Genomic DNA, 22565 nt, shown 5'->3' with positions numbered 1-22565 from the left:
AAGACGGGCGCGAACTGACCATGCAGTCTGCGTGCCAGCGATTCTAACCTGTTGAAATGTGATGCTGTCAAAAAGCTTTTGCAGAATTCCGACAACGTCCACGGAACCGGTCGACATCACCGTAGAAAGGGGATTTATCTTTGGTGAAGGGATTTCTGTGGCGAGGGATAAATCCCCTCGCCACCGTAGAAAGGGGATTTATCTTTGGTGAAGGGATTTCTGTGGCGAGGGATAAATCCCCTCGCCACAGAAAAGGTGTCGCTGCTTACAGGCTAAACCGCCCAACCATGTTGTTCAGGTCCAGCGCCAATCGCGACAGCTCATTGCTCGCCGCACTCGTCTGATTCGCNCCGGTCGCCGANTGCACCGACAGATCACGAATATTCACCAGGTTGCGATCCACTTCCCGCGCCACCTGCGCCTGCTCTTCCGCCGCGCTGGCGATGACCAGGTTGCGCTCGTTGATCTCTACGATCGCGGTGTTGATGGTGTCCAGCGACATCCCGGCGCCTTTGGCGATATTCAACGTCGATTCCGCGCGCTCGGTGCTGTTGCGCATCGAATTCACCGCATGCTCGGTGCCGGCTTGAATGCTGCCGATCATCCGCTCGATCTCGCTGGTCGACTGCTGGGTGCGATGGGCCAAGGCCCGCACCTCATCCGCCACCACGGCAAANCCACGNCCGGCTTCACCGGCACGCGCGGCTTCAATCGCAGCGTTCAGCGCCAGCAGGTTGGTTTGGTCAGCCAGGCCGCGAATCACGTCCAGCACCTTGCCGATATCCCGCGATTCATTGGCCAGATCACCAATCAGGGTTGCGGTGCTCTGCACATCGGCGCTCATGCGTTCGATGGCGCTGACGGTTTCCTGCACCAGGTCACGACCGTCGCCGGCCGAGGTGGTGGCGTTCTTCGAGGCTTCGGACGTGCTCACGGCGTTGCGCGCGACTTCTTCCACGGCGCTGGTCATCTCGTTGACGGCGGTGGCGGCCTGTTCGATTTCATTGTTTTGCTGGGTCAGGCCGCGCGCACTTTCGTCGGTGACGGCGTTCAGCTCTTCAGCGGCGGACGCCAGTTGCGTGGCCGAGCCGGAAATCCGTTGCAGGGTGTCACGCAGCTTGTCCTGCATCTTCGACATGGCCAGCAGCAAGCGGCCTGCCTCGTCTTCGCCATCGACATGAATCGGACGAGTCAGGTTGCCCTCGGCGATTTCTTCAGCCGCGCTCAAGGCGTTGGCGATGGGCTTGGTGATGCTGTTGGTCAGCAGCCAGGCGAACAGCAGGGTCAGGGCAGTGGCGATCACCAGCAGGGTGACGACCAGGTTGAACGCCGAGGAATATTGATCCGTTGCTTGCTGATTAAGGTCGACCGCTTGTTGGTTGTTGATCAGCATCAGGCGGTTGAGCACGGCGTTGACGGCTTCAGAGTTGTTCAGCAGATCGGTGTTGAGCAAGGTGCGCAGTTCTTCCACCTGGTTGTTGCGCGACAGACTCTTCATCCGGTCTTCAAGCTGACGGTACTGACCAAGCAACTGCACGTACTGGTCGTAAGCCGCACGCTCGTCAGGGCTGCTGATGAATTTTTCATACTCAGTCTGGGCGGCACGGATCTGCTGGTTGCGCTGTTCGAACAGCTCGATGGTTTTTTGCTGTACGTCGGGTTCGCGGTTGGTCAACAAGCGATAGGACAGAACCCGAAGGCGCAGGGTCAGTTGGGTGAACTCATCCAGCGCCTTGATGCTCGGCACGCTGCTCTCGACGATGTTCTCGCCGGCGCCGCGAATCTTGCTCATCTGGTTCAAGGCAAACACACCCAGAACCAGCATCAAACCGCCAATCAGGGCGAAACCGAGGAACGCCCGCGGTGCGATATTCATATTACGAAGGGACATGCTGTTTACCAAAGTGAGCGCACCCGAGCGGCGCTGAAGCTGACGTATGAGTGACTTATCGGTCATACGACTAAAGTCTTGAGTGCCTGCGCGTTTTTGTCGCAGACGGGCTCCGGCGACGAAGTGCAGGAACCAGATCCGCCAATCACAGTCTTTAAAGCTCGCGAGGAAGGTCGCCCGCCAGGAAAATCAAGGCCTTGCGCCTGAATAACCCTGGCATCCGTGGTGACTTTTCTTTATCTTACGCGCCCTTTGAAAATGCTTGGAAAATCAAAATGTTGGAAGCATCCCTTAGCCAATTGGAACAGCTGGTCAGCGATCTGGTGCAACAGAACCAGACCCTGCTCGCCACCAACCAGACCCTGAGCGCAGAACTGGCCCAGGCCAAGGATGAAAACGAAAGCCTGCAATTGAACCTGATGGAACAGGAAGAGAAACAAGGCGCCACCGCGGCCCGCATCCAGGCCCTGGTTGAGCGCGTCAGCGCCGGCCCGGTCAGCGCATGAATCACGGCGCCGCAGGGGTAAAAGTCGTCTCGATCCTGGGGGAGGACTATTCGATCAAGGCGCCGGCCGGGGAAGAGCAAACCCTGCTGGACGCCGCGATGATGTTGAAAGCTGCCTTGGCCGACACCAAAAGGAAGTACCCGACGCTGATCGGTGACCGACTGCTGGTGCTGGCTGCGATGAATCTGTGTTCCCAGCAGATCGAAATGAAAAAGCACCACCAGCAGGAACTCGACCGTTACCAAGAGCAAGTCAGCGCCACGGTTGAAGTAATCTCCAAGACGATCAATCAGGCCTGATCGGCTTTGCGCACAACCAAAGAATAGATTGTCGTTTGAGTTGTATACAATCGGCACGGCTGTTGCAGTGTTTCAGCCTCTTATTCTTTGGGGGTGCTCCATGCAGTTCTGGCGACGCAGTATTCAATGGCAGTTAATCCTGAGTATGGGCACTGCCCTGCTGGTCAGTATTCTGATCGTGGTTGGCATTTATACCCTCGTGGTCAACCGCCTCGCCCAGAGCTATCTGGTTGAACAGGCACTGCCGTCGAGCATCGAAGCGATGCGCAACGACATCGAACGAATCCTCGTCCAACCCCTCACCGCCGCCAAGGACATCGCCAGCAACAGCATGGTGCGCGACTGGCTGGCCGGGGGTGAAAACAGTGCCCAGACCGCCGCGTTCGTCCAGTATCTGGAGGGTATCCGCGCCGAACACAAAGCCTTCACCGCGCTGATCGTCGGCACGGCTTCAAACCATTACTTCACTGAAAAAGGCCTGGACCGGACCCTCAGCCGTTCCAACCCCAAGGACGCCTGGTTCTACGCATTCCTCGACAGCAACCAGCCGCGCACCCTCAATATCGACAATGACACCGCGACCGGAGAATTGGCGCTGTTCATCGACCTCAAGGTCGAGCAGGCCGGTAAAGTCGTGGGTGTTGCCGGGCTTGGGTTGAGCATGAAAGAGCTGTCGGAGCTGATCCACAACTTCAACTTCGGTGAGCGCGGCAAGGTCTATCTCGTGCGTTCCGACGGTTTGATCCAGGTTCACCCCGAGGCGCAATTCAGCGGCAAGCGCACCTTGGCCGAACAGATTGGCGCCCCGGCGGCGCAAGCCGTCATGGGCCAACAAACTGCCACCAACAGCAGCTTCGTCCGCGATGGCGAAGATTATCTGGCGTTGAGCCTCCCGTTACGGGACCTGGGCTGGACCCTGGTGGCCGAAGTGCCACAGTCGCAGATCTACGCCGAAGCCCGTCGCGCCATGTGGATGAGCAGCGGCATAGGCCTGGCGGTGGCGCTGGTGTGTCTGTTGCTGGTGGTCTTGCTGGCCCGTGGCCTGGTGCGGCCGATCCGCCAGGTAACAGCCGCGCTGGTAGCCATCGGTAGCGGTGGGGGAGATTTGACCCATCGGTTAGATTCCAGCCGCGCCGATGAGCTGGGTGACCTGGCACGCGGCTTCAATCGATTCCTCGACAGCCAGCGCGAGATGATCGGCGAAGTGCTGACCACCAGCGAGCGTTTGCGCACGGCGGTCAGCCAAGTGGCGAAGGTCGTGGACAACACCGCCGAGCGCTCCGGTCGTCAGCAGGAAATGACCGACATGGTTGCCACCGCCGTCCACGAAATGGGCCTGACCGTGCAGGAAATCGCCCAGAACGCGGGTAACGCGGCGGTCGCTTCGCAGAACGCCCGGGATGAAGCGATGCAGGCGCGGGAAGTGGTCGGTGGGTCGATCCGGCATATAGAAAGCATGTCCGACGAAATTGGCATCGCCGCCAGTGCCGTCGGCGAATTGGCCGATCAGGTCGCGTCCATCGATCAGGTGCTGGCAGTGATTCGCGGGATCTCCGAGCAGACCAATTTACTGGCACTCAACGCGGCCATCGAAGCGGCGCGGGCCGGGGACATGGGGCGTGGGTTTGCAGTGGTGGCGGATGAAGTGCGCACGTTGGCGCGGCGCACTCAATCGTCGACCGACGAGATCCAGCAGATGATCGGCAGCCTCAAGCAGGGCGCGGAGAATGCTGTTTCATCCATGCATTCCGGGCAGGCAGCGACGGGCACCGGCGTCGAGTCGAGCCAGCGCACCGGCGCGTCGTTGACGGCGATTACCGGACAGGTCGAGCGCATCAGCGACATGAACCATCAGGTGGCGACGGCCACGGAAGAGCAGTCGGCGGTGACGGAAGAGATCAACCGGAACGTGCAGGGGATTTCCGATTTGGCCCGGGCGACGGCGGGGGAAGTGAGAGCTTGCCGTGAGGATTGTCAGACGTTGCAGCGGTTGGCGGATGATCTGGCGCGGCAGATGGGCAGTTTCAAGCTCCGCTGATAGATGTATCGCCTGACTGACGCCATCGCGGGCAAGCCCGCTCCCACAGTGTCAGGNNNACCGCAAAACTTTGTGGGAGCGGGCTTGCCCGCGATTGGATGTCAGCTTCACTACAAGGCTCTAATCAGAACCACTCATCCTGCATCGTCAGGCACACATCATCCCGAGCCTCCAGAATCGCCAGTTCATGATGGCAGCTCGGCACTTCCCAGGTCAGGAAGTACCGAGCGGCCTGGAGCTTGCCTTTATAAAAGGCGACATCGGCCGCATTGCCCTTGACCAACCCTTCCTCGGCGCGAATCGCCTGCTCCAGCCAGCGCCAGCCAATCACCGTGTGCCCGAATACCTTCAAGTACAACGCCGAATTCGCCAGGCTGCTGTTGACCTTGCCTTGGGCCAGATCGGTCAGCAGGCCAATCGTCACGCTTTGCAGGCGCGCCACCAGTTTCTCCAGCGGTTCACGCAGGGCGGTCAACGACTCATGCGCCTGCGACCGTTCTGCGGTGTTGGCAATCAAGCGGATCAACTGCTTGAGCCCCGCGCCGCCGTTTTGCGCGAGTTTACGCCCAAGCAAATCCAGCGACTGAATGCCGTGGGTACCTTCATGGATCGGGTTCAGGCGGTTGTCGCGGTAGTATTGCTCCACCGGGTATTCGCGGGTGTAGCCATGGCCGCCGAGAATCTGGATCGCCAGTTCATTGGCCTTGAGGCAGAACTCCGACGGCCAGGANTTGACGATGGGTGTCAGCAAATCCAACAGCTCGTGGGCCTGCTTGCGCTGGTCTTCAGTCTCCAGCGTGGTGGTGTCATCGAACAGTCGCGCTGCGTACAGCCCAAGGTCGAACGAGCCTTCCACATAGGCTTTCTGGGTCAGCAGCATGCGCTTGATATCAGCGTGCTGAATGATCGAGACCGGCGCGGTGCTCGGGTCTTTGCTGTCGGGCAGGCGCCCTTGCGGACGTTCGCGAGCGTACTCCAGCGAGTAGAGGTAGCCGGCGTAACCCAGCATCACCGCGCCCATGCCTACGCCGATGCGCGCCTCGTTCATCATCTGGAACATGTAGCTCAGACCGTGGTGAGGCTTGCCCACCAGGTAGCCGACGCACTCGCCGTTGTCGCCGAAGTTCAGNGCCGTGGACGTTGTACCGCGCCAGCCCATCTTGTGGAACAGCCCGGCCAGCAGCACGTCGTTGCGTGCGCCCAGACTGCCATCGTCGTTGACCAGGAATTTGGGCACGATAAACAGCGAAATGCCCTTCACCCCGGCCGGTGCATCCGGCAACTTGGCCAGCACCATGTGCACGATATTTTCCGACAGCGGGTGATCGCCGCCGGAGATAAAAATTTTATTGCCCTTTAGCCGATAACTGCCGTCAGCAGCGGGCTCGGCGCGTGTACGAATATCCGACAGCGACGAGCCGGCATGCGGCTCGGTGAGGGCCATGGTGCCGAAGAAACGGCCGTCGATCATCGGTTGCAGGAAGCGCTGTTTCTGCTCCTCGGTGCCGAAGCTTTCGATCAGGTTGGCGGCGCCCATGGTCAGGAACGGGTAGGACGTGGAGGCGGCGTTGGCAGACTGGAAGTGCGCGAAGCAGGCCTGGGACAACAATGTAGGAAGTTGCATGCCGCCGGCGTCGAAACTGCGCGCGGCGTTGAGGAAACCGGCTTCGAGGAACGCATCCACCGCCGGTTTCACTTCCGGAATCAGAATCGCCTNGCCGTCTTCATAACGCGGCTCGTTTTCGTCGTTCTTGCGGTTGTGCGGCGCGAAAAACTTCTCGGCAATGCTGCGCGCGGTGCTGATGGCGGCATCAAAGGTTTCACGGTTGTGTTCGGCAAACCGCTCGCGCTGAGTCAGGCCCTCGGCATCGAGGACTTCGTACAGCTCGAAAGCCAGATTGCGGGAACTGAGCAACGTCTCGGACATGGCGGCCTACCTTTTTTGGAATGGACCGAGTCTAGGCGTGGGAATAAAGACTGAACAGGATGATTGATGAGCGTGATGGTGTGTTGCAGACACCGCTAATCAAATGTGGGAGCGGGCTTGCTCGCGAAGGCGGTGTAACATTCAATATTAATGTCGACTGACACTCCGCCTTCGCGAGCAAGCCCGCTCCCACAAGGGGTTTTGCATACCGGACAGCCATTGCGGTTGCCCGGTCTTGTTGCGTTTAACCGATCGTCATCAAGCTCGCATTACCACCCGCNGCAGCGGTGTTAACGCTCAACGCGCGCTCGATCACCAGGCGTTCAAGGCCTATCGTGGTTTCACCCTGCGACAAACCATGCACCCCGACAATCGCCCCGNCACGCTNGGCCACTTGCTGGCACACCGCACGCAGCTGGTCGGAATGGCCATGATGCAGAACCGCATCAAACACCACTTCGTCCTTGCTCCAGTCGGAAACAAGCTTGATTCGCGCCTGAACTTCCTTCGGCAGACGTGCGAACACAGCCTTGGTCAATTCAGCCTCCGGCCACACCGCCGAACCGCCGACAGCCAATACCGCCGTCAATTGAGTCAGCAGGTCGCCTTCGACTTCCGCCAGGCACAGCACGTGTTCACGCGGCAGGATGGCGTAGCTGTTGCGCTCGCCGGTCGGCCCCGCCAAGACACGGGTGATGCCGCTTTGCGATTGCGCCGCGAACTGGCTNCACAGGGCGCTCAGGTCAGCGAACTTGTTGTTGTCGGCCCAGGTTTTCAGGGCTGTCAGTGGTTTGCTCATGGCATCACGCAAACGAACGTCCGGCGCAACGATCGCGTCGCCGCGAGCGAAGGATTGTTCGATGGCATCGGTAGGACGCGTCGACAGCAGACGGTACAGGTACAGCGGACCACCGGCCTTCGGACCAGTCCCCGACAAGCCTTCGCCGCCGAACGGCTGCACGCCAACCACGGCACCCACGATGTTGCGGTTCACATAGACGTTACCGGCATGCACGTTGTCGATCACCTTGGCGATGGTCTCGTCGATGCGAGTGTGCACGCCCAGNGTCAGGCCGTAGCCGGACGCGTTGATCTGCGCGATGAGCTGGTCGATCTCTTTGCGCTTGTAGCGAACCACGTGCAGCACCGGGCCGAAGATCTCCCTTTGCAGTTCGTCGAAGCTTTCCAGCTCGATCAGGGTCGGCATCACGAAAGTGCCACGCTTGATCTCTTCGCCGTCGGCAATTGCCACTTGGTAAACCGCGCGGCCTTTGTCGCGCATGGCCTGGATGTGTTTCTCGATGCCGGCCTTGGCTTCGGCGTCGATCACCGGGCCGATATCCACCGACAGGCGCTCCGGGTTGCCCAGGCGGCATTCAGCCATGGCGCCCTTGAGCATTTCGATGACACGGTCTGCCGAATCTTCCTGCAAGCACAGTACACGCAGGGCCGAGCAACGCTGGCCGGCGCTGTCGAAGGCCGAGGACACGACGTCGATCACCACTTGTTCGGTCAGTGCCGAAGAGTCGACGATCATCGCGTTCTGGCCACCGGTTTCGGCGATCAGCGGAATCGGACGGCCCTGGGTATCCAGGCGACCGGCGACGCTGCGTTGCAGCAGGCGCGCCACTTCGGTGGAGCCGGTGAACATCACGCCTTTGACGCGATCATCACCCACCAGGCGCGCGCCGACGGTTTCGCCCTGGCCCGGCAGCAGTTGCAGCACGCCTTCCGGAATGCCGGCTTCGAGCAAAATACGCACGGCCTGGGCGGCCACCAGTGGTGTTTGCTCGGCAGGCTTGGCCAATACCGGGTTACCGGCCGCCAGTGCTGCAGCGACTTGGCCACTGAAAATCGCCAGCGGGAAGTTCCACGGACTGATGCAGACCACCGGGCCCAATGGGCGGTGGGCGTCGTTGGTGAAATCGTTACGGGCCTGCACCGCGTAGTAGCGCAGGAAGTCCACGGCTTCACGCACTTCGGCAATGGCGTTGGCAAAGGTCTTACCGGCTTCGCGAGCCAGCAGGCCCATCAGCGGCTGGATCTCGCCTTCCATCAAGTCGGCGGCGCGCTCCAGGATCGCGGCGCGTTCGGCGGGCGGGGTGGCCTGCCAGATCGGACCGGCGTTGATGGCGCACTGGATGGCGTTGTCGACGTCTTCGACGGTGGCTTCCTGTACATGGCCGACCACATCGCGCAAGTCGGATGGGTTCAGCACAGGGGCGGCGGCTTCATTGCTGGACGCGCAACCGAGCATCGGCTCGGCCTTCCAGTNGTTGTGNGCGGTGGCCAGCAGCGCGCAAGACAGGGAAGCCAGACGATGTTCGTTGGCCATGTCGATGCCGCTGGAGTTGGCGCGCTCGCTGCCATACAGGTCGCGCGGCAATGGAATACGCGGGTGCGGCAGGCCGAAGCCGCCTTCCAGCGTCGCCATTTGCTCGATGTTGGCCACTGGATCGGCCACCAGCTCCTGAATCGAGATGGTGTGGTCGGCAATCCGGTTGACGAACGAGGTGTTGGCGCCGTTTTCCAGCAGGCGCCGCACCAGGTAGGCCAGCAGTGTTTCGTGGGTGCCGACCGGTGCGTACACGCGGCACGGACGGTTCAGCTTGCCATCGGAAACCTTGCCTACAACCTGCTCGTACAGCGGTTCACCCATGCCGTGCAGGCACTGGAACTCGTACTGGCCGGGGTAATAGTTCTGACCGGCGATATGGTAGATGGCCGACAGCGTGTGGGCGTTGTGCGTAGCGAATTGCGGGTAGATGACTTCCGGTACCGACAGCAGTTTGCGTGCACAGGCGATGTAGGAAACGTCGGTGTACACCTTGCGGGTATAGACCGGGTAGCCTTCCAGGCCTTCAACCTGGGCGCGCTTGATTTCGCTGTCCCAGTACGCGCCTTTCACCAGGCGGATCATCAGGCGATGGCGGCTGCGGCGCGCCAGGTCGATGACGTAGTCGATCACATACGGGCAACGCTTCTGGTAAGCCTGGATCACGAAACCGATGCCGTTCCAGCCGGTCAGTTGCGGCTCGAAGCACAGGCGTTCCAGCAGGTCCAGCGACAGCTCAAGGCGGTCGGCTTCTTCGGCGTCGATGTTCAGGCCGATGTCATATTGCTTGGCCAGCAAGGTCAGTGACAGCAGGCGCGGGTACAGCTCATCCATCACGCGCTCGTACTGCGCACGGCTGTAACGCGGGTGCAGTGCCGAGAGCTTGATGGAGATGCCCGGGCCTTCATAAATCCCACGGCCGTGTGAGGCTTTGCCGATGGAATGAATGGCTTGCTCGTACGAGGCCAGGTACTTCTGGGCATCGTGTTCGGTCAGCGCGGCTTCACCAAGCATGTCGTAGGAATAGCGGAAACCCTTGGCTTCGAACTTGCTCGCATTGGCCAGGGCTTCGGCGATGGTTTCGCCGGTGACGAACTGCTCGCCCATCAGGCGCATGGCCATGTCGACGCCCTTGCGGATCATCGGCTCGCCGCTCTTGCCGATAATACGGCTCAGGGACGAGGTCAAACCCGCTTCGTTGTGGGTGGCGACCAGTTTGCCGGTCAGCAGCAGGCCCCAGGTGGCGGCATTGACGAACAGCGACGGGCTGTTGCCCAGGTGCGGCTGCCAGTTGCCGGTGCTGATCTTGTCGCGGATCAGCGCATCGCGGGTGCCTTTGTCCGGGATACGCAGCAGCGCTTCGGCCAGGCACATCAGGGCCACGCCTTCCTGGGACGACAGGGAAAATTCCTGCAATAGACCCTGAACAATTCCGGCACGGCCGCCGGCGCTCTTCTGATTGCGCAGTTTTTCGGCAATCGAGGCGGCCAGCTTGTTGGTGGCTTCGGCCATTGCCTGCGGCAGGCGTGCCTGCTCGATCAGCATCGGCACCACTTCCGGCTCAGGGCGGCGGTAAGCGGCGGTGATCGATGCGCGTAGTACCGATTGCGGCAGGATGCTCTCGGCGAACTCNAGGAAGCACTGGTGGGCGTGATCCAGAGGCGCATCGACGGTTTCGTCGGAATCCTTGGTCAAACCGCTCAGCTCGGTCAGGGTTGCACCACCCTCGAGTTTTTCCAGGTAATTGAAAATTGCCTGCTTGATCAGCCAGTGCGGCGTGCGATCAATGGAGGTCGCGGCCGCCTTCAGGCGTTCGCGGGTCGGGTCGTCGAGTTTGACCCCAAGGGTGGTCGTTGCCATCTTTTTATCCTCATGGTTGCCACGACCGCGTGGCATCAGCTGGCCGCAAGATTAGCTGGGCAACCTTTGAGGTGCAACCGGGTGCAACCCTTTTTTTGTCGGAATAATAAGCAGCTCGTCAGGAAATAAATTCCGGCACGAACGTCCCGCTCCTGCTTGGTGCTTTTAATTCTAGAAAAGCGTGCGGACTGCCCTAAAAGGGAGCAAAAACAGGGCTTTTTCAGGTAAATCCGACTAGGTGCAACTTATTCTCAAGAAATGGGTTGCACCTTATTTGCTTTGTTGAATAGCATTCGCGGCCAAGGTGCAACCGGNCATAAAAGACAGGTGCATCGGCTGATGGCTTTCCTGGGGAAACATCAGTCATAAATGCGCGGGACCTGAAATCGTCTGTCAAACGTCGTCGTTTGCGCGCGGTTCACCAGCCGCCGCTACATAAAAACAAAGCCAGGGCGTAACTTAATGAGCGTTAGTAATCCTACCCTGATCACGTTCGTGATCTACATCGCAGCAATGGTGCTGATCGGCTTCATGGCCTATCGCTCCACCAACAACCTTTCCGATTACATCCTCGGCGGTCGCAGCCTCGGTAGCGTGGTCACAGCCTTGTCGGCCGGTGCTTCCGATATGAGCGGCTGGTTGTTGATGGGCCTGCCGGGCGCGATCTACATGTCCGGCCTGTCGGAAAGCTGGATCGCCATCGGCCTGATCGTTGGTGCCTACCTGAACTGGTTGTTCGTGGCCGGCCGCCTGCGAGTGCAGACCGAGCACAACGGTGACGCCCTGACGCTGCCGGATTACTTCTCCAGCCGCTTCGAAGACAAAAGCGGCCTGCTGCGGATCATCTCTGCGGTGGTGATTCTGGTGTTCTTCACCATTTATTGTGCCTCCGGCATCGTGGCCGGTGCCCGCTTGTTTGAAAGCACGTTCGGCATGTCCTACGAGACGGCGCTGTGGGCCGGTGCTGCGGCGACGATTGCCTACACCTTCGTGGGTGGTTTCCTTGCCGTCAGCTGGACCGATACCGTCCAAGCCACGCTGATGATCTTCGCCCTGATCCTGACGCCGATCATCGTGCTGCTGGCTACCGGCGGCATCGACACCACGTTCCTGGCGATCGAAGCCAAGAACCCGGACAACTTCAACATGCTGAAAAACACCTCGTTCATCGGCATCATCTCGCTGATGGGCTGGGGCTTGGGTTACTTCGGCCAGCCGCACATCCTCGCGCGCTTCATGGCGGCGGATTCGGTGAAGTCGATTGCCAAGGCGCGTCGTATTTCCATGACCTGGATGATCCTGTGCCTGGGCGGCACCGTGGCGGTGGGCTTCTTCGGCATCGCTTACTTCTCGGCGCACCCGGAAGTGGCTGGCCCGGTCACTGAAAACCACGAGCGGGTGTTCATCGAGCTGGCGAAAATCCTGTTCAATCCATGGATNGCTGGCGTGCTGTTGTCGGCCATTCTGGCGGCCGTCATGAGCACCCTGAGCTGCCAGTTGCTGGTGTGCTCCAGCGCCTTGACCGAAGACTTCTACAAAACCTTCCTGCGCAAAACCGCTTCCCAGCTGGAACTGGTCTGGGTCGGTCGCGCCATGGTGCTGCTGGTTGCCCTGATCGCCATCGCGTTGGCCGCTAACCCGGAAAACCGCGTACTGGGTCTGGTGAGCTACGCCTGGGCCGGTTTCGGCGCTGCGTTTGGTCCTGTGGTACTGATTTCAGTGATGTGGAAAGGCATGACCCGCAACGGCGCATTGGCGGGCATTCTGGTGGGCGCGATCACTGTGATCGTGTGGAAGCATTTCAACCTGCTGGGCCTGTACGAAATCATCCCGGGCTTCATCTTCGCTAGCCTGGCCATCTACATCGTCAGCAAACTGGGCGCGCCGACTCACGGCATGCTTCAGCGCTTCGCCGCTGCCGAGGCTGATTTCCGCCTGAACAAGTGATGGGGATGAGCTGAGGCTCTGACCTTTCGCCGAACATGAAAACGGCCCGCTTCCATTTGGAGGCGGGCCGTTTTTTTTTGCTTACGCAAATCCCGAGATGTTGAAGATCCCTTGTGGGAGCGAGCTTGCTCGCGATAGCGGTTGGTCATTCAAGATTGATGTCGACTGACCCGACGCTATCGCGAGCAAGCTCGCTCCCACAGGGGGTTAGGGTGGGTTTGGAAGAGATGTCTGTAGCCAAACAAACCGATTATTGAAGGAAAAATCCCTAAAAAAGTAGGGAAAATCTGATTTTCCTGTCCCTCCCTCAACACCCCTTGTCGCTCATGCAGAATCGCCCGCCCTCATTCTGCAGAGACACATCGGATGTTCGCTCCTGCCAATCAACCGCGTTTCACGTTGACGATCGACGGCGTCCAGATTGAGCTCAAGGTGCTTGAGTTCACTGGCACGGAAGCCATCAGCCAACCCTACCGCTTCGACCTGGAACTGGTCAGCGACCGGCCGGACATCGAGCTCGAAAGCCTGCTGCATCGTCAGGCCTTTCTGAGTTTCGATGCACAAGGTTGCGGCATACATGGTCAGATCTTTCGCGTCGGTCAAAGCGATTCCGGGAAACGTCTGACGGGCTACCAAATCAGTCTCGTACCGCGACTGGCCTACCTCAGTCAGCGCATCAACCAGCGGATCTTCCAGCACAAAAGCGTGCCGGCGATCATCGCGCAGGTCCTCAAGGACCATGGCATCCAGCGCGATGCCTTCGAATTTCAACTCGGCAGCGACTACTCGCCGCGCGAGTACTGCGTGCAATACGCCGAAAGCGACCTCGCGTTTATCCAGCGCCTGTGTGCCGAGATCGGCATTCATTACCACTTCCAGCACAGCCCCGACGGACATCTGCTGGTGTTCGGCGATGACCAGACGGTATTCCCGCGCCTGCCCGAGCCGACGCTGTACTTGCCGGGCAGTGGCATGGCGGTGGATGCGCCGGCCATCAAGCGTTTCAACGTGCGCCTGGAGACCCGCACCACGGCGGTCACCCGTCGCGATTACGACTTCCAGAAACCGCGTCTATCCCTTGAAAACCGGGTCGACAGCGAGCAGCGACCGGTGCTGGAGGATTACCACTTTCCCGGCCAATTCACTGACCGTGAGCATGGCAAACAGCTGACACAGCGAGCGCTGGAACGGCACAACGCAGACTTCCGTCAGGCCGAAGGTCGTGGCGACGATTCTGCCTTGGTCAGCGGACATTTCCTGCACCTCGCCGAGCACCCGCGTCAGGCGTGGAACGATCTGTGGCTGATCACCGGAATCGAACACCGTGGCCGACAACCGCAAGTGCTGGAAGAGTCGGCCTCCAGCGACGACCCGGATGATTTCCAAGGCTACCGCAATACCTTTCTGGCGACGCCGTGGGACGTTTCGTTTCGCCCACCGCTGGGGCCGGAAAAGCCCCGCATGCTCGGTTACCAACCGGCGGTGGTCACCGGCCCGGTCGACAGCGAAATCCATTGCGATGAGTTCGGTCGGGTCAAGGTCCAGCTCGCCTGGGACCGCGACGGTCAGCTCAACGAACATTCCAGTTGCTGGTTGCGGGTCGCCACGGGCTGGGCCCACGACCATTACGGCAGCGTATTGATCCCGCGAGTCGGCATGGAAGTGCTGGTGGGTTTCATCGACGCCGATGCCGACAAACCGCTGGTGATGGGTTGCCTGCCAAACGCCGCGACACCGGTGCCGCTGGATCTGCCCGCCGACAAGACCCGCAGTATTTTCCGCAGCCAAAGTAGTCCGGGTGGTGGGGGCTACAACGAATTGCGGATTGAGGACCGCAAGGGTGCCGAGGAAATCTACCTGCGTGCCCAGCGTGACTGGACCCAGCACGTGTTGCATGATCAACAGGTGCAGGTCGACAACGCCCGCAGCATTGTCGTCACCGGCATGGCTCGCCATGAGTTGAAGGCTGACGAGCAGCGCATCACCCACGGCCAGCGCCAGGCCGAAGTGAAGCTCGACGATCACTTGGTTGTGGTCGGTGACCGGCACATTCGCGTGACCAGTCAGGCGCTCAACGCGAGTCAGCAATTCCATGTCAGCGCCGGTCAGCAAGTGGTCATCGATGGCGGTGCCAGCGCGACGATTCAGGCGGGCGGGCAGTGGATCAACATCGGTCCTGGTGGAATTTTCAGCAGCGTTCCGATTCAGGTCGGGGGCGCGTTGATGCCGTCTATGGCCGCTACGCCCGTGTCGCCAAATACGCCGTTGAAACTCGTCGCCGCCCCGGCCGCTCTGCTGAGCGCCGCGCAGATCATGAGCCTGCAAAGCGACGCGCCGTTCTGCGAAGAATGCGAGCGCTGCAAGGACGGTGTCTGTGCAGCCTGATCGCTTGTCACCTCGTGAATGGCTGGAACGGCAGCCACTGAAACCGTCGGAACAACTGTTTGCGATCTTCAGCAATGCCAGCACGGCTGAGCCGTTCAAAGCGTGGCGGCAGTCAGTCGCCGTTCAAGCGCCTAATCCGATCTGGGCCGACACCGCTTACGCCGAGTGGGAACCGGTCATGCCCTACGTCGGAATCGTCGCGGCTGAGGGTGAATTTCTGGAGTGGGTTGCCACGACTGAGTCTCGCGACTGGGGTTGGCTGGCGGTTTCTTCTGCGTCCAAAGAGGTGCTGATCGAGCATCTGCGCAGCCTCACTCAAGTGCTATTGCCCAACGGTAATGCGGTGTTTTTCCGCTTCTGGGATGGGCGTTATCTGTTGCCGATTCTTCAGTCTGCCGACGTAAACCCTACGCAATTAATGCCGGTGATTGACCACTGTTTGATCAATGGGCAGCCGCTCGATATCGGTGGCAGTGCATTGAAAACCTCCCGGGTTTTTCCGTGGTGGGAAGTTTCCGAGCCGCTGCTCGAACACCTCGCCGCCGAGTCAGCGACAACCCGCATCAACAACTTGATCAAGTGGTTGAACGAGGACCGTCCTGATCTTTTTGAAGCGTTTTCTGAGCATGTGTTGCGGCACAAGGTGGTGATCTTTCTGCAAGCGCCTGACTTGCCTCAAGCACCGAAACAAGCCTTGGCTGATTACCTGATGGCGGAGCTGAACTGATGGATCAGATTGTGCGCATCGAGCAGGAGCTCGACGGATTTAAAGACACGTTGGTTTTGTATCGCGAGCAGCTTGGCGAATTCTTGGGTCGGAATGCGGACAGGGTCAGCCGGGCGATGGACATGCCTTCGCTGATGGATATGGAGCGGAAGATCAAACTGGGAAATACCAGTAAGTCCGTAAGCCAAAGTGACGATGATTTTTTCTCCAGTGTTGCGCAGTGCCCGGCAAATCGAATTCTTGAAATCGAAAGCAAGTTTGAGTCGGTCTACGACATTCCGTTGGGGAACATTTCGGTTGATGTGATTGCCATGGATGGGGGCAAGCGCACATCGGTGCCGCTTGATGAAAACGGTAAAGGACAGTTCGAAGGCACTTCCGGGAAGTTCTACCGCGTTCATGTCCAGAGTGAAGTCACTCCAGAGCAAATTGATGATCTTTTTTCCTCTTACGACGGCCTGACCACAGAGTTGGAGAGTTGGCTGCGCAAAGAGTGGGAGGGATTTAAACCGCAGTGGTCGCAGCAATCGGCGTCGGCATCGTTGGCCGCAGTGGGCAATGGAATGCTTGCGGGAGGTTGGGCGGCGATTCAGGACATCAGCCTGCTCTCGGACATTCTCCAGGATCCCCGAAAGTTCGTTGGCCGCTTGGGCGATGGGGCCGACAAGCTTGCCGAACTGGCAGAGAAACTCCCGGCAACAATGGAAAAGGTCCAGCTGCTGGTCAGCGATGAAGCGGCCCTTTGTCTGTTGCTGCGCACGGCAAGCCTCTGGCTGGAGATGCTGCCCCCCAGTGAAATCGCCGGCAAAACTGCCGAAGCGCTTTCAACCGTGGTGGTGCAACTGCTCATCGATATTCTGATGTTGATTGGCTTGGTGCTGAGCGTGGTTGGGGTGGGCATTGCCTGGCTGACAGTAAGACTGGCCAAGTACAGCCCGCAGATTTTTCAGGCCGCCATGGACTTTGTGAAGTCGATGGTCACGATCATCAATAACTTCATGGAGTATGTCGACCGCTACAAAACAGTTGCTGCGCGCGGTGTAGCGGCGGGTCTCAAAAAAGGGCGCATGCAACTGCGTTGGGATGCCAAGCGCAACACCACGCTCAAGCAAAACGAGCACCACGACAACGTTCCGGATCAGTCAAAAAACCCCAACGGCGACAGCGCTGATTCCGTCGATAAAACCGCCACCAACAAATGCCCGGTCTCGATGGTCACCGGCGAAGAACTGCTGACCCTCACCGACGGTTCGCTGGACGGCATCCTGCCGTTCGACTTCACCCGGCTCTACCGCACCAGCGCTGCCGAAATCGATACCGGCCTCGGATTCGGCTGGAGCCATTCGTTATCCCATCGACTGGAAATCGACGGTGAAACGGTCATCTGGATCGACCACGAAAACCGTCGCACCACTTTTCCTCTGCCCAACAGCGAACGCCCGGCAATCCACAACAGTCTCTCGCGCGCCGCGATTTATCTGGGTAACGAACCCGAAGAGTTGATCCTCGCCCAGGCCGGCGAAGAAGCACGTTTCTACCATTTTCATAATGGTTTTCTCACAACCATCAGCGACGCTTACAACAACCGCCTGCGCATCACCCGCGACCGCCATGGTCGCATCCAGCGCCTCGACAACGGCGCCGGCCGCGCCTTGCTATTACGTTATGAGCGCAGCCATCTGGTCGCCGTCGACTATCAGGTTTTTGTCCCCGCCCAGACCCTCGAAGAAGCCTGGCAGACCGAGCAAACACTGGTCTGTTACCGCTACGACGAACGCGCCCGACTCATCGAAGCCACCAACGCCGCCGATGAAAGCGAGNTTTATCGGTACGACGATCAGCACGTCATTCTGGAGCGGCAGCTGGCCGGTGGGGCGAGTTTCTTTTGGGCGTGGGAACGGGCTGGCAAGGCGGCNCGCTGTGTCCGNCACTGGGCGTCGTTTGCGCAGATGGACGCGCGGTATATCTGGGATGACGAGGGCAGGGTCACCGTCCACAACATCGACGGCAGCGAAGAGGTTTACGTCCACGACGAGCGAGCGCGGCTGGTGCGCAAGGTCGAGCTGGACGGTGGCGAACAGCTCAAGGCTTACGACGATCAAGGCCGGTTGATTGCCGAACAAGACCCGCTCGGCGCTGTCACCGAATACCGCTACGACGAAGTCGGACGGCTGGTCGCGCTGATTCCACCGCAAGACGAACCAACGTCCTACGAGTACCGCAACGGTTTCCTGCACGCACGCTATCGCGGCAAAGCCGTGTGGAAGTATCAGCGCAATGCCCAGGGTGACATCACCGAAGCGACCGACCCCGACGGCCACGTCACCCACTATCACTACGACGAAAAAGGTCAGCTGCTGTCGATCCGCTACCCGGACACCAGTCGGCATGTGTTCGTCTGGAATGGCCTGGGGCAACTGGTCGAAGAGACACTGCCGGACGGTGGCGTACGGCGGTTTTCCTACGATGCGCTAGGGCGGCAGATTACCCGGCAGGACGAACACGGCGCGATCACCAAGTCCCGGTGGGATGCCATCGGCCGACTGATTCAGACGACGCTTCCTACAGGCGCCAGTCGCGAATACAGCTACAACCCCTACGGAAAAATCACCGCCGAACGCGATGAACGGGGCCACGTCACCCGCTACGAATACGCCGACGGCCTGCACCTGATCAGCCGCCGCATCAATGCCGACGGCAGCCAGGTCAACTACCGCTACGACAACGTGCGGTTGCTGCTGACCGCGATCGAAAACGAAGNCGGCGAAAAGTATCAGCTGGACTACACACCCAACGGATTGATCCGACAGGAAACCGGCTTCGACGGGCAACGCACGGCGTACGCCTACGACCTTAACGGCCACCTGCTGGAAAAAACCGAGTTCGGCGACGACGGTTCGCAGCTCGTCACCGCTTATGAACGAGACTCGGCAGGGCGGTTGCTGGTCAAAACGCTGCCCGACGGCATCAAGGTCGAATACCGCTACGACAGCCTCGGCCGCCTGATCGGCGTCGACGACGGCCACGACCAGCCGCTGGAATTTGAGTACGACCAACAAGACAGGCTGATCACCGAGCATCAAGGCTGGGGCACGCTGCGTTATGGCTACGACGCCTGCGGCCAGCTCAATCGCCTGCGCCTGCCGGACGGCAGCAGACTCGATTACCACCACGCCAAGGGCGGCGCGCTAACGGCCATCGACCTCAACGGTGCGCGACTCACCAGCCACCAATTCGTGTTCGGTCGCGAGCAACAACGCCAACAAGGTCAACTGCTTAGCGAATATGCCTACGACGATCAGGGCCGATTGAAGGCCCATGCTGTCAGTCAACAGCACCAAACACAGTATCGCCGCGACTATGCCTACAGCGCCAACGGCAATCTCGACAGCATCGCCGACACCCGTCATGGCCAACGCAACTACCAATACGACCCGCTCAACCGCCTGACTCGCGTCCGCCACACCCACGACGACCCACCGGAAACCTTCGCCCACGACCCCGCCGGCAACCTGCTGATGCAGGACCGGCCCGGATTGGCGACCGTTAAAGGCAATCGCCTGCTGATGCAGGGCGACCGGCATTACGACTACGACGCCTTCGGCAATCTGGTACGTGAGCGCCGCGGCACCGCGCAAAAACTCGTCACCGAATACCGCTACGACTGCCAGCACCGATTAGTCGGCGTCACAACCCCGGACGGCCGCTGCTCAAGTTACCGCTACGACGCCTTCGGCCGCCGCATCGCCAAAACCGTCGACGGCCAAACCACCGAGTTCTTCTGGCAAGGCGACAACCTCATCGCCGAAAGCAGCCGCGAACACTACCGCAGCTACGTCTACGAACCCGGCAGCTTCCGCCCGCTGGCGATGCTCGACGGCAAAGGCCCACGCAAAGCCTGCCCGTTCTACTACCAACTCGACCACCTCGGCACACCGCAGGAACTGACCGATTTTGGTGGCGAGATCGTCTGGTCAGCGAAGTACAACGCCTACGGCAAAGTCACGCAGCAGGCGTTCGGCGGGGGCGAGCAGCTTGAGCAACCGTTGCGGTTTCAGGGGCAGTACTTTGATGTTGAGAGCGGCCTGCACTACAACCGGCATCGGTACTATGATCCGGTGGTTGGACGGTACCTGACGCCGGACCCGGTGAAGTTGGCGGGTGGGCTGAACCAGTATCAGTACACGCCGAATCCGACGGGGTGGGTTGATCCGTTGGGGTTGGCATGTCTACCTTGCCCCGGTGATCCCGAAGGACCGTTTAGCGTAATTGTTCCGGGCGGTGGTTTGGCCGCACACGAAGCTCAGGGAGGTCATCTCATTGCGAAACATGCAGCGGAGGGCGCGGATTGATGACCTTGCGGAGGCGAATGCGAAGCGGCGTGTTGAGGAAATGGAAAAAAAATATGACATGCACACGGTTAAAAAACACAGTTCAGAAATACCGGACCAAGCGCTCAAACAACGAGCAGATAATGGGGCCGACCCTCATACCGGTGAAGTTCCGAAAGGCGCTAGAGGGAACTCGAGCTCTCAATTCAGAAACTGGCGTATGCATTTGGGGGCATTGAATAAAGCTATGACAAGGGAAGCGTTAGGTTTGAGCCCGCATACAGGGAAGGACCAACATAAGAATCCGATCGTAAGGATGGAGCTTCCTGGGGCCGGGCGTGGTTATAAACCGAACAAGAAAGACGCTCGTAACCCAACACTAAATGAAGATCTGAATTGGTTTGAAGTTAAGTTCGATAAGGATAATGTGCTACGGCCTTTTACTGGTTTTCCTTCGGAGAGAAAATGATGTTGCGAGATCCATTTTTAAATGAAGAGTTTCAACCCGATTTGATGTGGTTTATTGGCGTCTTTGATGTTTATGATCGTGAGGAAACTCGGGGCGCGGAACTGGAAGTGTTTGATCCTAATGATCGCTTTGACAGAGCGGAGCTGATCAAAAGATACAGCTTGAATCTAGGTTATCTGTCCTATAGACATAAGTTCGTGCTCATGGGTTTTCTAGCGGAAAAGTTAAGCGATGCGTCTTATGATTTTCAGAGTTTGTTTGATATAGATGAAGAAGATGCAGGTAGTTGGCCGCGTGGTGAGTGGTATGCATTGGAGGATCCCCGTGGATTTCTTCAAGATGTCTATATGTTGGCTCAGGAGGCATGGAAGGAAGATCTTCTTTTGGCGAGTCTTGAAGATCGGGACAGTTGGTGATGGATAAGGTGGTGCCTGTCAGTCTGGGCTCCCACGCGTCGGGATTCTCAAGAGTAATAAATAAATTCGTCCCCTCTATGCTTAGGTTATGAATGAGGTGGAAACGAGGTTTGATAAAAATAATACTAGGCGCGCATTTACGGCTTTTCCGAGATAAAAGCGAGTAACAGATTTTGAAATCTCCATTTGAAAATGTAAGCCTACCTTGGGAATCTCGACTTTCTTATGTTTTAGGGGGGCTTGAGATTTATGATCGGGAGGAGGGATTAGGAGAGGTCCTTAGGAAATATAATCCTAATCTTCGTCGGGAACGATGTGAATTAATTAGAACGTTCGTGCTGCGTGGTTTGGGCTACCTAAGTTACAGACACCGGTTTGCTCTATTTAAAATTCTTGAGGGGGCGTTGGCCGATAGGGAGTTTGATTTTTCTACACAGTTTGAAAGCGACTACGATGAATGCATTACTATCGCGTGGGATGAGACGGAGATAGTAGATTCTCGCGGTTTTTTTGAGGATATATACGCGTTGGCAAGCTTGGAGTGGAAAGATGATCTTTATAAAGCAAGTCTTGAAGATCAGTCCAGCTGGTGATGGAGAAGGTAGCGCCTATCAGTCTCGAATCCCACGCGTCGGCATTCTCAATACCGATTGCCAGCACTACGGAATGTTTACGTCTTGTTTAAAGATCTCGTAATTCTTACGAATTTTCCGGGCAAACTCATCGGAAGTTTCCTTCAAGTTGTGACGGCTTCCATGAACTGGTGGGCGATGGGTTGCAGGGATAGTCTTTGGCTGTCACCGCGCAAGTGGTGGCAGGGTGTAGGAGCCCTCTCTCATGATGCAACAGCTCTGTCGTTTGATTGCGGCACTTAACTCGTGTCCATATGATCGTTCGCGGCGGCTGTGTGCGGGACACGCTTCGGCGTGACCGAGGTTCATGAGTGCTCGGTACTCCTACTCCTGCGTATAGCTGCCACCCAAGCCTGTAGGAAGGCCGATGGTAGCGCCCATTACTACCAGAGGTTTCAATAATGAAAAATCTTCACCCCGATCCACCCTACGAAAAGCCTATTCCCCACCCCAAAAGCCGCTTCATGGCCCTCACCAGCAACTGCACCGACATGCCCACGCTGTTCGTCGATACCCACGCGCCGCTCGATGCTTTATACGACGCTGCCAACTATCGAATTCGCGCCGTCACGCAGGTGCTGGAGAACATGTCGATGCGCGGTTCGGTTGAGTGTGAGTCGTTCATTCTTAGTGATTTTGCGTTGCTGTGTGCCATTCCGTTGCGGGATGGGTGTGATGTGCTGGATGTAGTGGGGCGACGGTTGAGGGCTCGGCCTTCGGACTAAGGGCAGGATGTGGCGAGGTTGGCTGGGATGTTTTGGGGTTGCTGCGCAGCCCAACCGGGGCAAGCCCCCTCGCCACA

13 protein-coding genes and 3 pseudogenes are annotated in these 22565 nt (G+C 58.7%); 12 read left to right on the top strand and 4 right to left on the bottom strand.

The window, feature by feature from the left end:
* Nucleotides 1–265: 265 nt before the first annotated feature.
* Both B7L09_RS32840 and B7L09_RS32835 read right to left on the bottom strand, forming a co-directional pair.
* Entirely contained in the window at nt 266–1303 is a 1038-nt protein-coding gene (locus B7L09_RS32840) for a methyl-accepting chemotaxis protein (protein ID WP_438269326.1), read from the bottom strand.
* Nucleotides 1304–1348: 45 nt separating this feature from the next.
* A pseudogene (locus B7L09_RS32835) lies at nt 1349–1876 on the bottom strand (MCP four helix bundle domain-containing protein); the annotation flags it as partial.
* Between the two features lie 290 nt (nt 1877–2166).
* On the opposite strand from B7L09_RS32835, the gene B7L09_RS15050 reads away from it, so the two are divergent.
* The 4 genes and pseudogenes from B7L09_RS15050 to B7L09_RS32825 all read left to right on the top strand — a co-directional run bounded on the left by B7L09_RS15050 (nt 2167) and on the right by B7L09_RS32825 (nt 4734).
* Complete coding sequence (locus tag B7L09_RS15050) at nt 2167–2397, top strand: hypothetical protein (protein ID WP_094469479.1); 231 nt, start codon at nt 2167–2169, stop codon at nt 2395–2397.
* Nucleotides 2394–2696, top strand: coding sequence for a cell division protein ZapA (locus tag B7L09_RS15045; RefSeq protein ID WP_094469478.1), 303 nt, complete (start codon nt 2394–2396; stop codon nt 2694–2696). Before B7L09_RS15050 ends, B7L09_RS15045 begins: the two co-directional genes overlap by 4 nt.
* A 100-nt stretch (nt 2697–2796) precedes the next feature.
* Nucleotides 2797–3870, top strand: a pseudogene (locus tag B7L09_RS32830) (HAMP domain-containing protein); the annotation flags it as partial.
* A gap of 18 nt (nt 3871–3888) precedes the next feature.
* Entirely contained in the window at nt 3889–4734 is an 846-nt protein-coding gene (locus B7L09_RS32825; RefSeq protein WP_438269325.1) for a methyl-accepting chemotaxis protein, read from the top strand.
* A 124-nt stretch (nt 4735–4858) separates the two neighbouring features.
* Here B7L09_RS32825 and B7L09_RS15035 read toward each other — a convergent pair whose 3' ends face one another.
* The gene (locus B7L09_RS15035) at nt 4859–6661 is read right to left on the bottom strand and encodes an acyl-CoA dehydrogenase (protein ID WP_094469476.1); all 1803 of its coding nucleotides are present in this window, start codon (nt 6659–6661) and stop codon (nt 4859–4861) included.
* 244 nt (nt 6662–6905) lie between these two features.
* The gene (gene putA, locus B7L09_RS15030) at nt 6906–10856 is read right to left on the bottom strand and encodes a trifunctional transcriptional regulator/proline dehydrogenase/L-glutamate gamma-semialdehyde dehydrogenase (protein ID WP_094469480.1); all 3951 of its coding nucleotides are present in this window, start codon (nt 10854–10856) and stop codon (nt 6906–6908) included.
* A gap of 462 nt (nt 10857–11318) precedes the next feature.
* Between putA and putP the strand changes: the two genes are divergently transcribed.
* The 8 genes and pseudogenes from putP (at nt 11319) to B7L09_RS14995 (ending at nt 22488) form a co-directional block, all read left to right on the top strand.
* On the top strand, nt 11319–12803 hold the full coding sequence (gene putP, locus B7L09_RS15025) for a sodium/proline symporter PutP (RefSeq protein ID WP_094469475.1): 1485 nt from the start codon (nt 11319–11321) through the stop codon (nt 12801–12803).
* 366 nt (nt 12804–13169) lie between these two features.
* Entirely contained in the window at nt 13170–15188 is a 2019-nt protein-coding gene (locus B7L09_RS15020) for a type VI secretion system Vgr family protein (protein WP_094469474.1), read from the top strand.
* Complete coding sequence (locus B7L09_RS15015; RefSeq protein WP_094469473.1) at nt 15178–15915, top strand: DUF4123 domain-containing protein; 738 nt, start codon at nt 15178–15180, stop codon at nt 15913–15915. Before B7L09_RS15020 ends, B7L09_RS15015 begins: the two co-directional genes overlap by 11 nt.
* Nucleotides 15915–20148 (top strand): annotated as a pseudogene (locus B7L09_RS15010) (RHS repeat-associated core domain-containing protein); the annotation flags it as partial. The gene B7L09_RS15015 and the pseudogene B7L09_RS15010, both read left to right, overlap by 1 nt.
* 87 nt (nt 20149–20235) lie before the next feature.
* A complete protein-coding gene (locus B7L09_RS32400) occupies nt 20236–20715 on the top strand; it encodes a hypothetical protein (protein ID WP_255142035.1) in 480 nt (159 codons plus the stop codon).
* Entirely contained in the window at nt 20712–21131 is a 420-nt protein-coding gene (locus B7L09_RS15005) for a hypothetical protein (protein WP_049870740.1), read from the top strand. Before B7L09_RS32400 ends, B7L09_RS15005 begins: the two co-directional genes overlap by 4 nt.
* Before the next feature lie 173 nt (nt 21132–21304).
* Nucleotides 21305–21724, top strand: a complete 420-nt coding sequence (locus tag B7L09_RS15000; RefSeq protein WP_338012249.1) for a hypothetical protein — start codon at nt 21305–21307, stop codon at nt 21722–21724.
* Between the two features lie 440 nt (nt 21725–22164).
* Nucleotides 22165–22488: a hypothetical protein gene (locus B7L09_RS14995; protein WP_094469472.1), complete on the top strand. Its 324-nt coding sequence runs from the start codon at nt 22165–22167 to the stop codon at nt 22486–22488.
* Nucleotides 22489–22565: the final 77 nt, after the last annotated feature.

The organism is Pseudomonas mandelii, from assembly GCF_002251635.1.
GTDB lineage: Bacteria > Pseudomonadota > Gammaproteobacteria > Pseudomonadales > Pseudomonadaceae > Aquipseudomonas > Aquipseudomonas mandelii_B.
Note: the sequence above shows the minus strand (reverse complement) of the source record. Positions and strands in the feature narration are given on the sequence as shown.

What these genes read in the sequence shown, in the direction of transcription:
- B7L09_RS14995 (WP_094469472.1), top strand. Translation starts at nt 22,165, where the DNA reads ATGAAAAATCTTCACCCCGATCCACCCTACGAAAAGCCTATTCCCCAC.
- B7L09_RS32825 (WP_438269325.1), top strand. Translation starts at nt 3,889, where the DNA reads ATGATCGGCGAAGTGCTGACCACCAGCGAGCGTTTGCGCACGGCGGTC.
- B7L09_RS15045 (WP_094469478.1), top strand. Translation starts at nt 2,394, where the DNA reads ATGAATCACGGCGCCGCAGGGGTAAAAGTCGTCTCGATCCTGGGGGAG.
- B7L09_RS15005 (WP_049870740.1), top strand. Translation starts at nt 20,712, where the DNA reads ATGATGTTGCGAGATCCATTTTTAAATGAAGAGTTTCAACCCGATTTG.
- B7L09_RS15020 (WP_094469474.1), top strand. Translation starts at nt 13,170, where the DNA reads ATGTTCGCTCCTGCCAATCAACCGCGTTTCACGTTGACGATCGACGGC.
- B7L09_RS15050 (WP_094469479.1), top strand. Translation starts at nt 2,167, where the DNA reads ATGTTGGAAGCATCCCTTAGCCAATTGGAACAGCTGGTCAGCGATCTG.